This window comes from Aquimarina sediminis (genome assembly GCF_002895435.1).
GTDB lineage: Bacteria > Bacteroidota > Bacteroidia > Flavobacteriales > Flavobacteriaceae > Aquimarina > Aquimarina sediminis.
In genome coordinates, this window is the sequence record NZ_POYJ01000015.1 from 39,465 (window position 1) to 54,660 (window position 15,196).

A 15,196-nucleotide genomic window follows, 5' to 3' on the forward strand; every position below is an offset into this window, starting at 1 on the left:
TACTTGCCTATTTAAGGCACAGACTAAGGGGAGTCCTTAGAATAAACTTCTTACAACACGATGTACATGCTATAGCATCTAAGTAATCAATCAAAAGGTTATTGTATTTTTGGTAAGAACTAATGCTTACATTGACAGACAATGCATAGAGAAATCTAAAAACAAGGTAACATTTTGTCTTTCTATGACACATATATTAAACGATGTACATAATGCAACAAAAGAATAAACTAAAAATATTTTTTCTACTATCTCTTACTTTCTATACAATTCTTTCGTTTGGACAGAGTCAAGCAGAAAATTGGCAATCTTACATTGCTTCCTATGATGAAAACAAGCCAGGATCAACAACTGTGAGAATGGATATTGCTAATCAAACGCCGATACCTCAATATGATTATGTATTAGTTACTGGACTCACATATAAAAGTACAAGAGAAGATGGTTTTCCTGAAGGTAAAACCTTTGAAGTATTACACAAAGTGGGTGATGAATTGGTGGAACTTTTGAATGGGAATAATGAAAGCATTCTTGTTGGTTCATTTATGTATAATTTTCAGAGATTAGAATATTTTTACCTCAAATCAAACAAGGGTATTGAAAACAAAGTAAAAGAATTCTATGATTCTAATTATCCTGATTACAAAAACTACATAAATCTAAAAGAAGATAAAGAATGGACTTATTACAAAGAATTTCTTTATCCCAGTGATGAAATTCTAGAGTATCTCGGAGACCAAAGTGTTATAAAAAACTTACAAGAAGCTGGAGATAATTTGAGTAAAGCAAGACGAGTAGATCATTGGGCTTATTTTAAAAATGAATCGGAAATGGAATCTTTTAAAAAAGAACTTACAAAAAAGGGTTTCCAAATTCAGTCCTCAAGCCAGATTGAGCACAAGTCTACTCCGTTTGAAATACAATTTTGGAGAGTGGATAAAGTTGATATTAATTCTATCTATCCGATAACATCAGTATTAAGGAAAAAAGCACAAGAATATAACGGAGACTATGATGGATGGGAAACCTCTGTTGAAAAAGAATAAAACACTACTGGCAATATGGATACAATAGAATAACACCCTACTACTTACAGATTAATGGGAGCGGGGAATTATTATTGGATTAAGTATTAATAATGGAATATTTTAAGAGATATGAAATATATTATAATAACTGGCTTCATAATCCTGTTTGTAATTTTTCTTTACTGGGCATATTTACCTGATTACAAACGGAATCCTAAAGAGTTTTGGAGAACCATAATCGGAATGCCAATTGGAATGCTTCTTGGTGGAATTGGACTTAAAGATTTGAACGAGAAAATAAAAAAATGGGCTGTTGGAGAGAAAAAGAAACGCAAAAGCGAAAAGTAAACTTGATTTATCGATATATTAAAATTAGCAACCAATACGTAAGAAAAATCAAATGGCAGAATACATAAATCCGTTCTCGAATAGAAAACAGTATCACGAACATACTGAATGGATTGATGACCATTTAAGTAAGTTTTATGATAATAATTCAATCTCTGTCTTCCATGAAATTCCAACTTTGGATTTACATCTTGATGTTTATTTGATAAAGCCTGAAAATTCATCATTCAATATACTTTTGACTTCAGGGATGAGTACTTTAAAAATGAATGTTTCAGAGCAAGCCGAAAATCCAAAGGAATTGGAGTTTGCCGAATTGATGATGCTTATTCCAAAAAGTATTGAATTCGGAGAAATTTACTCTGGAGAAAACAAAAATGATTGGATTATTTCAATTCTTAAAAGGACTGCAAAGTTTCCACACTTTTATGATACCTGGATTGGTATAGGGCATACTATTCAGGCAGAAGAAGACTTAACACCTTATGCATCGGATACTCAATTTGCAGGAGCCTTAATCCTTCCTTCTGTAACATTCGGAAAAGATTTTACAGAAATACATAAAAACGGACGAAAAATAAACATCTATAATATTCTTCCTCTCTATAAAAACGAGATCGAATTTAAAATAGAAAATGGGTATAGTAAACTATTAGATTTACTAATAAAAGCAAATGGAAAAGAAGTACTGGATTTGAATAGAAAAAATCTAATCCCTAAAAAGAGATTTTGGAATAGGTTTATTGGAGGTTAAACCGCCTAAACTGAAAAATTTTCATTCTTTTTTTACCTAAGATCAATAATCTATTTAATTTACATCATCGAGATTTGGGTAGGTGTTGTAATAATACTAAATAAATGTTCTGGAAAAGAAAAAAGAAAAAATCAACAGGATTGAAATGTTCAGAATGTGGGCAAGTACATTCAGAATGGCCTGCATTAACTTTTAAATCCCCTTCAAACTATCATAACCTTTCTGATAATGAAAAGTTGGACATGGGAAAATTAGATTCAGATTTCTGTGAAATTCATTACGAAGATCAAGTTGATCGATTTATAAGAGTAACACTTACACAAAAAGTAAATGACGCATGTGAAATTCTGGAATATGGTCTTTGGGTTTCTCTAAGTGAAAAAAGTTATTCTGATTATAAAGAAAATTACAATAATACGAATCACGAAACAGGCTATTTTGGTTGGCTATGTAATACTATTCCTGAATATAGAGATACATCCTCAATCCCTTGTGATGTAATGACAAAAAGAGGGAATAACAGACCAGAAATTTTTCCGCACAAAGATGTTGATCATCCATTTGTTAGAGATTATTACCATGGGATTTCAAAAGAAGAAGCCGAAAATCGGATAAACGAAATGATAAAAAATATTGATGAACACTAAATTTAAATGACTAAAAAAGAAATAGACACCTTAATCAAAAAGGAAAATGGGGTCATCTTGCTCAAAAAAGATTCTGAAGAAACGTTTTTAGAAAGTTTTTTTGGAGAATTGTCTGTTTTGACTTTTGTTTACTTTTTAATCAAAAGAAAAATAGATTATTTAATTCTTACAGAACAACGGGTACTCTTTATTATCAGGAATAAGATTATCGAAAACAGAACCTTAACCGGTACTGAAAAAGTGGTATACAACGGAATCAAACCATCCTTTGAAATTAATACCTCAGAACAGCAATATTCTTTTTCTTTACGTAAACTAAGAGTGAGCTATGAGGAGTCAAAGCTTATAAGGCAAAGAATATCTGAATTTGAGAATAGTAAACAATGAAAAGGGTAAAGAAAAACACATCACGACTGATAGGTTATTCATCAAATAATTTGTTTACTGTTATGGTAGCCGATTGCCTGTATCCAATGAAAATATTGTAATCATTGTTATAGAAAAATGAAACCTAAGGTAACATTTTACCGAATTAAGACATATACCTAAGAATACAATTCAATGAAAATTAATCGTAATGATTCCCGACTTCTTAAAGAAATTTGAATCCGACCTAAAAAAATACGAACGAGAATTTGTTCGTATAACCGCAAAACCAAGAAAGGAAAAACTTCTTGAAGATAATTTAGGGTTAACGGACAGTAAGTTTTTAGGAACTCCTTTCTTTCCAAAAGAAAAAGAATACCCTAAAGATAGAAATGGAAAACCAATGATCATGGTTGCCCAACTTAATTTTGAGCAGATCCCCAGACTTGAATACTTCCCCGAACATGGAATATTGCAACTTTTTCTTTCATCTACCGATTGGTATAGTGAAGATTCAGCTATAATTTATCATTCAAAAGAAGATTTAAATACACCGGTATTAGATAACTTCTCATTTCTTTCTATCGAAGATTATGAAGAAATGCCTGTTTATAAGCTTCACCAACTCTCGTTTGAAAAAGGGATTGATCATGGAGGTTCAACGGATTCGCAATTTGATTTTCTATTTGATGAAAAGGACTATTGGGATTTTACTGAGGGCTTAACTGAAGAACAAGAGAAAGAATTTGGAGAATATTTTAACTCCGCAGGACACAAAATAGGTGGATATGCCGAATTTACACAATCAGATCCTAGAGATTACAATGCCGGTCAAAGTGATGATGTTCAGGTTTTACAAATTGATGTTGACGACCATATAATGTTTGGTGATAGTGGAGTAGGACATATTTTTATAAGCAAAGAACATCTTGTCAAAAAGGATTTTTCAAAAGCTTATTTCTATTGGGATTGTTGTTGATAGACGTATAGCACATCAACACTCATAGATATTTTAAAAAACCTTGAAAAAAGGAAAGAGTACTATAACATGATATCAGGGGTAGCTAGATAATTGGTAGATCTGTTTTGTGAATTTTTATATAGCTACTTTTACTAAAATTCGCTTCATACCTTAAAACCAGTTAGATTTGCGGATAAGTATGTATAGGATATAAAACTTTAGAACATTGTTAGACAACATAAATAAACAATTTTGATACATAGAAAAACTAACCTTAAGATCATTTGGCAACGAGCTAAGCTTAGACCCAGATTATTACTTTTTGCATTTCAGGGTATTGCATTTTCATTATTTCTTTTCATTCCTATTGTTTTCATGATGAGCTCTATAAAAAATAGCTTTCCTTATGTCGAAAATGTTGAAGAAATAGCATCTAATGGAATAAAAGAAAATGCAGTTTTAATTGATATTGAACCAATAGGAAATGTTACTATAAATGGTGATAATCCTACAGTTTTAATCTATGAATTTGATTTGGATGGACAAAAAAGACATTCTAAATTTAGTGTTTTTGATCCCAAAAAAATAGAGGGTCTTAAGAAGGGAGATGTCATTGCAATTAAGCACTTTAATGAAAAATCTATTGTACTTGGATATGAGCAATATTCATTTAGTATGGATTTTATTTATTATATCGCCAGTCCTTTTTTGGTAATAGGATTAGTATTTTGTTTTGTATTATACACACGCATTAAAAAAGAAATTGGACTTTATAAAACTGGAAGAGTTAGGGAAGGTAAAATAATTTCGATAAGCCATAATAGAGGATTCACATTTTCAAAATTTGGACTATCTATGGATGTACATTATGAATATGATGGTTATGATGGGGAAAATAAAGTAGATAAATCGCGAACGAATAATTTTGCCTTAACCAATAATAAAGCAGTTGGAGACGTAATCCGAATTTTGGTATCCCAAGACGGAAAATCATCTTGTCTTTATCCAGAATTAATTGCTAAAACAAATGGCTGGAAAGAAAATTAGAAACAAAGAGTTTGAAAACAAAACCAACATATCTAAAAGGGAAATCGGTTTTTATTGTTTCGATTTTAGTTATCATCGTTACCATTCTCACTGTGTATTGGAGCGGGATACATTATAACAGGAGTTTGACTGCTAACCTTTATCGATCTTTAGGGGTTATTGCTACAGCACTATTTTTGTTTATGACCTACGGTTTGTATACTGGGATTAGGCTTATTAATGATTTTCCAAAATTTAAAAGTTTTAAGACTGGTGATTATTTGCCTAGTTCTGGAACAACTCCTGATATATCAGATATGCCAGATATTGATGTCGGAGAGGGGATAGGTGCACTTATTCTGTCTGTACTGTTCTGGATCGGCATGACCATTCTTTTCGTCATCTTACTCATTTTTTTAGAAGCAATTTTTTGGTTTTCTATCTTTATCATTTTGGCAATGCTATACTGGATTTTTTTTAGAGCCTTGAAACTTGTTTTTAGTAAATCACGTGATACCAAAGGGGATATTTGGTTTTCCTCTGTATATGCCCTAAGCTATACCGCTTTGTATATCGGCTGGATATTTGGGATTGTGTATTTGGTTCAAGTGATAAAATAGAAGATGATTTGGGTTACCTTAGGATGATTCTTTTGAGTAATAAGAAATGTTATTATAAAAAAGAAAGCGATCTAAATAGACCGCTTTAAATGTTTTCACAACGGAATAATCCTTATTGTGAATTGCTTTCAAAATTGTTCCCTAAAATTAATAAAAAAAACAGAATAAAAAAGTTTTATTGGTTTTTATATAGTTGTAATTTCATGACATCATTCAAAAGAATCCAGATTAGTTTTCACCCCTATTTTATCTGCGATTCTTTTTTAAGTACAATACGGAAATCCACAATGTAAATATTTCAGGGTTTCTTATTTTCAACCAAACAAATCATCTATGAAACATATTTTAGGGCTAGACCTGGGGACAACATCTATTGGTTGGGCTTTTGTAAACGAAGCAGAGGATAGTAAAGAACAATCATCTATTATAAAAACAGGAGTTAGAGTTATTCCATTAAGTACAGATGAGCAAAATGACTTTAAAAAAGGAAATAGCATTACAATTAATGCAGATAGAACATCAAAGCGTGGAGCTCGTCGAAATTTGCAACGATACAAACAAAGAAGAAAAGCTCTTCTGCAGATTTTAAAGGAGATAAAGTTTTTGGATCAAGAAAAATTTCTTTCAGAAGATGGAGCCCTTACACACAGTACTTATGCTTTGAGAGCAAAAGCTCCTTTGCAAAAGATATCCAAAGAAGATTTTGCAAAGGTATTATTAATGATCAATAAAAAGAGAGGGTATAAAAGTAGTCGTAAAGCGATCAACCCAGAAGAAGGTCAATTAATAGATGGCATGGCTGTAGCCAAAGAGTTATACAATAACAACCTTACACCGGGGCAATATTCTTATAAGTTACTTGTCGGGGGTAAAAAACAATTACCCGAGTATTATCGATCAGATTTACAAAATGAATTTGATACTATATGGAAGACCCAAAAAAAGTTTTATCCAGATCTATTAACAGAACAACATAAAGAGAACCTTAAAGGAAAAAATAAGACTCAGACTGAGAATTATTTTAAAAAAACATTAGGTATTGAAAAAGCAGAAAATAAAGGAAAAAACAAAAAGTTAGAACAATACCAATGGAGAAACATAGGAGTTTCTGAAAAAATTGAGATACGAGAATTAGTCTTTGCTCTTATAGAAATTAATAACCAGATTAATCAGTCTAGTGGCTACTTAGGGGCAATTAGCGATCGTAGTAAAGCGCTTTTTTTTAACAATATTACAGTTGGACAATACCAATATAACTTTCTAAAGGAAAACCCTCATGGTTCTCTCAAAAATCAAGTGTTTTACAGGCAGGATTATATGGATGAGTTTGATGCCATATGGAAAGAGCAATCCAAGTATTATCCAGAACTTACCGCAGCGGTAAAAAAATCAGTGCGAGATATTACAATTTTTTATCAAAGAAATTTAAAATCTCAAAAAGGGCTTATCAGTATCTGCGAATTCGAAGGAAAAGAAAAAAATGTAACAGTAGATAGAGTCACTAAGAAAAAAAATATTGGACCGAGAGTAGCTCCAAAGTCATCACCAGTATTTCAGCAAGCCAAGGTATTACAAAACATCAACAATATTAGAATCACTAGAAAAGAAAGTAATGAAGAATACACCATAGATGAAGATACCAAAGCGTTATTGTTTCAAGAGTTAAACATGACAGAATTCTGGTCATCAGCTCAGTTACTAAAATGGATATTTCAGGGATCCCCAGAAAAACCTAAAGACTGGGAGGTAAACCTAAAAAAGATTGAAGGAAATCGCACACAGGCAAGTCTTTTTAAAATTTATCGCCAAATACTAGCCATAGAAGGGTATGATAACATTGATTTTGAAAGAGCCGAAGCCGCTACCATTTTAGAAAACTTACAAGCGTGTTTTCAACAAATAGGAATTCATAAAGATATTTTGACTTTGGATATGTATGCTACAGGAAATCAATTCAGTAAACAACCTGCCTATCAATTATGGCATTTATTGTATTCTTATGAAGATGATAATTCGTCTACCGGTATCGAAAGTCTTAAACAAAAGCTTCAAACTAATTATGGGTTTAAAGAATCTCATACCAGGTTATTAACTTCAGTAGTTTTTCAACAGGATTATGGGAATCTGAGTGTTAGAGCGTTACGAAAGATCTATCCGTTTTTAGAAAATGGCAACCATTATGATCAGGCATGTAAACTGGCAGGGTACAATCATTCGCACTCATTGACTACCGCAGAAAATGAAAACCGCTCACTAGATAATACCTTAACACTTCTAAAAAAGAATTCATTAAGGAATCCTGTAGTAGAAAAAATATTGAATCAAATGATCAATGTGGTCAACGCCATACTTGCTCACCCTCAAATGGGACGTCCTGACGAAATAAGAGTAGAACTCGCCAGAGAGCTCAAAAAAACTGCTGCTCAACGTAAAGAGATGACTTCGGTTATTGCAAAAACTACCAAAGAGCATCAAAAGTATCGCGAAAAAATTAAAGAAGAATTTGGGTTACCATATGTAAGCAGAAAAGATTTGATAAAATATAAATTATACCTTGAGTTAAAATCGATAGGTTTCAAAACATTATACTCGGGCACTTACATTCGACCAGAAGAATTATTTACTAATAAATTTGATATAGAGCATATTATACCACAATCAGTACTGTTTGATGATTCATTTTCTAATAAAACATTAGAATTAAGAGATATAAATCTGGAGAAAGGAAACGAAACAGCTTTTGACTATTGTAAACGAAAAGGCTGGCAAAATGATTTTGAGTCCAGGATACAGGAAATTTTTTCTAAAAAAGATATCAAATACGGAAAACGCAAAAAGTTATTGATGACAAAATCGGATATCCCAGATGATTTTTTAAATCGGGATCTGGGTAACTCTGCCTATATCGCCAAAAAAGCTACAGAATTATTAAAAAAGATTAGCAGGACTGTTACAACGACTTCGGGAACTATTACTGCCAAATTGAGATCCGATTGGGAATTGATTAATGTTCTGCAAGAATTAGCCTGGGATAAATATTCGGCTTTGGGGCTTACCTACTATCAAAAAAACAAACATGGAAAAGAGCTCCCTCGTATAAAAGACTGGACAAAACGCAATGACCATAGACATCATGCTATGGATGCCATAACGGTAGCCTTTACAAAACCTGCATACATTCAATATCTAAATAATATGAATGCCAAAGGAGAAAAGAATAGTGTTATATATGGTATTGAACAAAAATATACTTATCGCAATGGTGAGGGAGGAAGAAAATTCGAAAAACCCTTTGAGAACATTAGAGAAGAATCCAAAAAACATTTACAATCAATTTTGATATCTCATAAAGCAAAAAACAAAGTTGTGACCCTTAATAAGAATAAAATAAAAGTTAAAGGCAAGGGTAACTTTATTCACAAAACAGAGCTTACCCCCAGAGGGCAATTGCACAAAGAGACCATCTATGGGCGATCTGGTTTTTATGAAATCAAAGAAGAAAAAGTAAATGGAAAATTTGACGAACATAAAATCCAAACCATTACCAATCCAGACTATAAGGAAGCACTGTTTAACAGGTTATTAAGTTTTGATAAGGATCCCAAAAAAGCATTTACAGGCAAAAACAGTCTATCCAAAAATCCTGTGGTTATAAAAAATACAAATAAAACTATTCCCGAAGTAATAAAAACAAAAACACTTCGATCGCAGTTTACTATTCGCAAAAATATTACTCCTGATAATTTTAAAGACTTAAAAAGTATTAACAAAGTAGTAGACCTCGGTATACGAAAAATACTAAATGATCGGTTGGTAGAGTTTGGAGGAAATGCCAAAGAAGCCTTTTCTAATCTTGAAGATTATCCTATTTGGTTTAATAAAGAAAAAGGAATAGTCATCAAATCTGCAAAAATAACCGGAGTTAGTAATGCCGAACCTTTGCACTATGCAAAGGATCATCATGGGAAAGACATAGCAGATGACCAAGGCAAACCCATCCCTGTTGATTATGTAAGTACAGGTAATAATCACCATGTTGCGATCTATCATGACTCCAAGGGAAATCTGGATGATGAGATCGTTACTTTTTTTGAAGCTGTAGAAAGAAAAAGTCAAAGAGTACCTATCGTGAATTCTAATTCTGAAAAAGGATTCCCTTTGCTATGTACCCTCAAACAAAATGAAGTGTTTGTTTTTCCTTCAAAAGATTTTGATCCATTACAAGTTGACTTACTAGACCCTTCCAACAACGGAATAATCAGTAAGCATTTATACAGAGTGCAAAAGTTTTCAAAAGTATCTTATGGTAATTCTTCTATTAGAGATTATGTCTTTAGGCATCATTTGGAAACCGAACTAAGGGATAATAAAGAATTAAAAGATATTACCTGGAAACCCATTAAAAGTTTAGGACATCTTCATGGTATCGTAAAAGTAAGGTTAAATCATTTAGGAGAAATCGTTCAAACAGGAGAATATTAATATCATGATTAAGCGTACTCTTTTTTTCGGAAATCCTGCTTACTTAAGCACTAAACACGAGCAATTGATCATCAATTTCCCCAAGCAGAATAGAGATGAAGTTACTATACCTATAGAAGATTTGGGATATATAGTTTTAGAAAACCCACAAATAACGATTACCAATGGATTGTTGACTAAGTTAATAAAAAACAAAACAGCAGTCATTACATGTGATAAGCAGCATTTACCTTGTTCTTTTTTACAACCATTGGTAGGTCATAGCGAGCAAACCGAAAGAATACGGTATCAACTCAATGCCAGTCTACCTCTCAAGAAAAATCTATGGCAACAAACCATAAGTGTCAAAATACGTAATCAAGCCATGCATCTAATCAAGTATGGTAAAAATGGATTAAAACTAACCCGGTGGGCAGGAGAGGTAAAAAGTGGTGATGCAGGAAACCATGAAGCTATAGCGGCAGCTTATTATTTTCAAAATTTGTTTGCTATAAAAGAATTTAGCCGCAATCAAAAAGGAGTTCCTCCTAATAATTTGCTAAATTATGGATATGCCGTATTGCGAGCGGTCACTGCAAGAGCACTAATAAGCAGTGGGATGTTACCATCTGTTGGGATTTTTCATCATAATAAATATAATGCGTTCTGCCTTGCCGATGATATTATGGAGCCTTATCGTATATATGTAGACGCTATGGTGTATGAAATCACTCAATCTTTTAAAGAGTATAAAGAACTTTCTGGAGACCTAAAATCGATCTTATTAAAAATCCCTACGATAGATGTACAAATAGATGGCAAAAAAAGCCCTCTAATGATAGCGATGAGCAGAACCACCAACTCTTTATATGAGTGCTTTTTAGGTAGTAGTCGTAAGATTTTATACCCAGAATATGAATGAAGACTATTTTTCACGCCTTAATCAATATCGAAGTATGTGGGTATTAGTCTTTTTTGATTTACCAACAGAAACCAGAACCGAACGAAAAGCCGCTAATCGATTCCGAAAAAACTTATTGGATGATGGGTTTGCTATGTTTCAATTTAGTATTTATATGAGGTTTTGTGCGTCTCGAGAAAATGCAGAAGTACACACCAAAAGAACAAAGAATGCGCTACCCAAAAAAGGAAAAGTAGGGATTATGCAAATAACCGATAAACAATTCGGGATGATGGAACTCTTTCATGGTCAAAAAGAGGTAGAACCAGAAAAACCATCCCAACAACTAGAGCTTTTCTAACTTGTTAGTTGGTTTTTTAATTCTAAAATATCGCTTAGGGCACAGGATATCAGTAGTTTATAAAGAGTATCCTGTGAATCCTAGTTAAAAGTACAATTTTGAATGCAATTCACAACCCAATCGTATTAATCGAATAATTCCCCTCTCCTGTGAATCCTAGTTAAAAGTACAATTTTGAATGCAATTCACAACTCAGATAATACATCTAATTCATTAATGTTTCCTGTGAATCCTAGTTAAAAGTACAATTTTGAATGCAATTCACAACACTCTCTTCTGTACATCTTGATCTTGATGACCTGTGAATCCTAGTTAAAAGTACAATTTTGAATGCAATTCACAACGCAGATATTTCACTCCAAACCTCATCATCACCTGTGAATCCTAGTTAAAAGTACAATTTTGAATGCAATTCACAACGGCCAGGCATACTTCTAGATGCTAACCAATCCTGTGAATCCTAGTTAAAAGTACAATTTTGAATGCAATTCACAACATCAGCCATCTGTTTCATAGCAGAAAAAGCCTGTGAATCCTAGTTAAAAGTACAATTTTGAATGCAATTCACAACAGCCTTTTTATTATTTCACACAGCACTCCCCCTGTGAATCCTAGTTAAAAGTACAATTTTGAATGCAATTCACAACAATCGATCAAATGTTATTACGTATGGTTGACCTGTGAATCCTAGTTAAAAGTACAATTTTGAATGCAATTCACAACTGAACTTCCTTGATATCCTTTTTTTAATTCCCTGTGAATCCTAGTTAAAAGTACAATTTTGAATGCAATTCACAACTCCTAGATTTTTCATATTCGAAAACGTAAACCTGTGAATCCTAGTTAAAAGTACAATTTTGAATGCAATTCACAACAGTCCTATTAAATAAAAATATCTCTGGATTCCTGTGAATCCTAGTTAAAAGTACAATTTTGAATGCAATTCACAACTTTTAATGTTGTTTTCAGATGATTTAATAACCTGTGAATCCTAGTTAAAAGTACAATTTTGAATGCAATTCACAACTAGGTCATGAAGGCTTAAGTGATGATATCACCTGTGAATCCTAGTTAAAAGTACAATTTTGAATGCAATTCACAACACTAATTCTAGGATCGGATTCCTTTACTATCCTGTGAATCCTAGTTAAAAGTACAATTTTGAATGCAATTCACAACATTTACTATGAAAACAGTACACTTCTTAGACCTGTGAATCCTAGTTAAAAGTACAATTTTGAATGCAATTCACAACAGAGACACTATAGTTAGTACAAAGAGGATTCCTGTGAATCCTAGTTAAAAGTACAATTTTGAATGCAATTCACAACTAGTTCTGGATTGGTAGACTTGATAACTACCCTGTGAATCCTAGTTAAAAGTACAATTTTGAATGCAATTCACAACTTATTTTGTTGTGGTTCTTTTTTACCATTTCCTGTGAATCCTAGTTAAAAGTACAATTTTGAATGCAATTCACAACTAAAACATGAGTGCATTTCAAATTTTTAGACCTGTGAATCCTAGTTAAAAGTACAATTTTGAATGCAATTCACAACTTATATCTAAAGACTCCATTTTCAAGGATTCCTGTGAATCCTAGTTAAAAGTACAATTTTGAATGCAATTCACAACCATGTTTGCAATTCCTATATCTGGAAACTGCCTGTGAATCCTAGTTAAAAGTACAATTTTGAATGCAATTCACAACAAACAGGCGCAGCAGGTGTTCAATTAAAGACCTGTGAATCCTAGTTAAAAGTACAATTTTGAAAGCAATTCACAACTGTTTGAACCTCACACCATTTTTTACAAAACCTGTGAATCCTAGTTAAAAGTACAATTTTGAATGTAATTCACAACATGATCCTAATATCAAAAGATTTGAGTTTTCCTGTGAATCCTAGTTAAAAATACAACTTTGAATGCATTTTACAACCAAGAAATAAGCTTCAATTTGTTTCTTACTTATGGTTTTAGGTATTTTCCTTACTCACTTTTTATTACTTTTTCTAGTTGCAATATGGTCTTACTCCCATCAATATTTGTATAAAGTAATTTAATAAAACCATATTCGGTATTAAAAAGTGAAGTTAATTTGGTCTCACCTAGCCCACTTGTTGCTGTGGCATCAATAGTATAACACTCTAATTTGCCAAAAGCCGTATTTATCTTCTTTTTATCTGTTATTTTATAAATATACTTATTTTCAATTCCTCCTTTCCAGGTTAACCATCTTTTGTCTGCCCAAAAATCTCCTATATCCAAATTCCAGGTCCATGTATTTCCAACTTCAAAAGGAGTTTGTATGTACGGAAAAGGATTTAACTCAAGAATCCTAAAATATTTATCCCGTGGTGGATGCATCCATACGTTTTTTTCATTTTCTATAATACCCGACATCGAATTAAAAGCAGATGATTTATCCTTGGTTAAATAATCATATTGAGCTACTGTTTGATTATAGTGTGGTTCAAATTGTGTCATAGGTTCTAGTCCCGGATTTATCTTAATCTTAACCTCTAGAATGGTATTTTTGTCTATTGAGTCGGCAGCAACAAACTTCCAGGAATGCTTCCAGTTATCTATAGATGGGTCTTCTTTAAAATAGTATCTGCTATTATCTTTTGTAATATGTTCGTAGGAATATATGAACTCTAGTTCTTTTCTATAAATAGTATTGTTGTCTGTATACCTAGTAAGTTTAACATTTGTAGAATCAAACACTTCAACAAATATTCCTCCTTCCTCGATAAGTGTATAATCCTTATGGTTTTTTTCAAGATCTGATTTACAACTTGTCATCGCGATGGCTAAGATGAATAGCCTTAGTACTATTTTCATGGCTAGTGTTTTTATAAGGGTCGTTGTTTGTTTATTATCCATCTGTTTTATAGACCAATATTACAAATCCAATACCAATAAACGATTAGTCATACTATTATTTGCGGTAATACGATGTTGCCTTAAAAACTCTTGTACTTTGTTCTCTTTATCTTTTCCTCTGACTACTCCCAGCAAGTTTTTTCTGGTTAGTTTTCTTAGTTCTAAAGGCGCATAGACCGTTTTAAAGTAATACACCCTAAACATCCCCCAGTTGGGCAAAAATCTATTCTTCTCTTTATACACCTGCAACCAATTATTTGATCCTGTAAATTCACATAGATTGCCATTGGGTAGAAAAGTAAAATGAAATGGATCAATCCAATCTACCTTTTCTATATCAGATAAAATGATTTGCTTAAGGTTTTTGGTATTTATAGGACTTGAAGCATAAAACAGTGTGACTTCCATTTTATGTAAAAGATCAAAAGCATCTAGTTTGTTTAATCCCGAAAAATGCTTGAGAACCTTTAGCATGGTCGAATACTCCTTACTCATTCTTTTTAGTATCATAGTTTATACTACAATGATAGTAAGTAAGCGTCTCATTTTTTGAGACGTGCTAAAAAAGTAATTCGGATTATCAATGTCATTTAGTTAACGATTTTAATTGTCAGTCTGAGCCTGTCGAAGACATTAGAAAACACGAACTTGGAAGCACTTCGACAGGCTCAGTGTGACAACCCAGTGTGACAAGAAATTCTAAATTATCCTTAACTAAACTACATTGCCTAGGTTTGAACAATGTATAATAAGGGTAAAAAAAAACCTCTTATTAATCATTAAAAAGAGGTTTTTTTATATTTTCTTTAATCTATAATATGGTTTTGTTATAGTATA

Annotated in this window: 13 protein-coding genes and 1 CRISPR repeat array; of the genes, 11 read left to right on the forward strand and 2 right to left on the reverse strand. The window is 32.3% G+C overall.

Translation table 11 applies throughout. From position 1 onward, the window contains the following. The first annotated feature begins 212 nt into the window (after positions 1–212). The 11 genes from C1X07_RS22475 (at position 213) to cas2 (ending at position 11,473) form a co-directional block, all read left to right on the forward strand. Complete coding sequence (locus C1X07_RS22475; protein WP_164914236.1) at positions 213–1,046, forward strand: DUF695 domain-containing protein; 834 nt, start codon at positions 213–215, stop codon at positions 1,044–1,046. Positions 1,047–1,157: 111 nt separating this feature from the next. After that, positions 1,158–1,376: a hypothetical protein gene (locus tag C1X07_RS22480; RefSeq protein ID WP_103072303.1), complete on the forward strand. Its 219-nt coding sequence runs from the start codon at positions 1,158–1,160 to the stop codon at positions 1,374–1,376. 52 nt (positions 1,377–1,428) lie between these two features. After that, positions 1,429–2,130 carry a suppressor of fused domain protein gene (locus C1X07_RS22485; RefSeq protein ID WP_103072304.1) on the forward strand — a complete coding sequence of 234 codons (702 nt, stop codon included), beginning with the start codon at positions 1,429–1,431 and terminating at the stop codon, positions 2,128–2,130. 104 nt (positions 2,131–2,234) lie between these two features. Next, the gene (locus C1X07_RS22490; RefSeq protein WP_103072305.1) at positions 2,235–2,777 is read left to right on the forward strand and encodes a DUF2199 domain-containing protein; all 543 of its coding nucleotides are present in this window, start codon (positions 2,235–2,237) and stop codon (positions 2,775–2,777) included. 6 nt (positions 2,778–2,783) lie between these two features. Next, positions 2,784–3,164 carry a hypothetical protein gene (locus tag C1X07_RS22495; protein ID WP_103072306.1) on the forward strand — a complete coding sequence of 127 codons (381 nt, stop codon included), beginning with the start codon at positions 2,784–2,786 and terminating at the stop codon, positions 3,162–3,164. 190 nt (positions 3,165–3,354) lie between these two features. Then, a complete protein-coding gene (locus C1X07_RS22500; protein WP_103072307.1) occupies positions 3,355–4,122 on the forward strand; it encodes a YwqG family protein in 768 nt (255 codons plus the stop codon). 234 nt (positions 4,123–4,356) lie between these two features. After that, entirely contained in the window at positions 4,357–5,151 is a 795-nt protein-coding gene (locus tag C1X07_RS22505) for a hypothetical protein (protein ID WP_128755369.1), read from the forward strand. 11 nt (positions 5,152–5,162) lie between these two features. Then, positions 5,163–5,750: a hypothetical protein gene (locus tag C1X07_RS22510; RefSeq protein ID WP_103072309.1), complete on the forward strand. Its 588-nt coding sequence runs from the start codon at positions 5,163–5,165 to the stop codon at positions 5,748–5,750. 333 nt (positions 5,751–6,083) lie between these two features. Beyond that, positions 6,084–10,232: a type II CRISPR RNA-guided endonuclease Cas9 gene (gene cas9, locus C1X07_RS22515; protein WP_103072310.1), complete on the forward strand. Its 4,149-nt coding sequence runs from the start codon at positions 6,084–6,086 to the stop codon at positions 10,230–10,232. Between the two features lie 4 nt (positions 10,233–10,236). After that, positions 10,237–11,133 (forward strand): type II CRISPR-associated endonuclease Cas1, encoded by an 897-nt coding sequence (gene cas1 / locus C1X07_RS22520; protein WP_103072311.1) that lies wholly within the window; start codon positions 10,237–10,239, stop codon positions 11,131–11,133. Then, entirely contained in the window at positions 11,126–11,473 is a 348-nt protein-coding gene (cas2, locus tag C1X07_RS22525; protein WP_103072312.1) for a CRISPR-associated endonuclease Cas2, read from the forward strand. The genes cas1 and cas2 overlap by 8 nt, the downstream gene beginning before the upstream one ends. A gap of 70 nt (positions 11,474–11,543) precedes the next feature. Then, positions 11,544–13,412: direct repeats of the CRISPR family, unit length 46 nt; unit sequence CCTGTGAATCCTAGTTAAAAGTACAATTTTGAATGCAATTCACAAC. A gap of 50 nt (positions 13,413–13,462) precedes the next feature. On the opposite strand, the gene C1X07_RS22530 is transcribed toward cas2, so the two are convergent. Next, complete coding sequence (locus C1X07_RS22530; protein WP_241507315.1) at positions 13,463–14,359, reverse strand: hypothetical protein; 897 nt, start codon at positions 14,357–14,359, stop codon at positions 13,463–13,465. 18 nt (positions 14,360–14,377) lie between these two features. After that, a complete protein-coding gene (locus C1X07_RS22535) occupies positions 14,378–14,854 on the reverse strand; it encodes a hypothetical protein (protein ID WP_103072313.1) in 477 nt (158 codons plus the stop codon). Between the last annotated feature and the right edge of the window lie 342 nt (positions 14,855–15,196).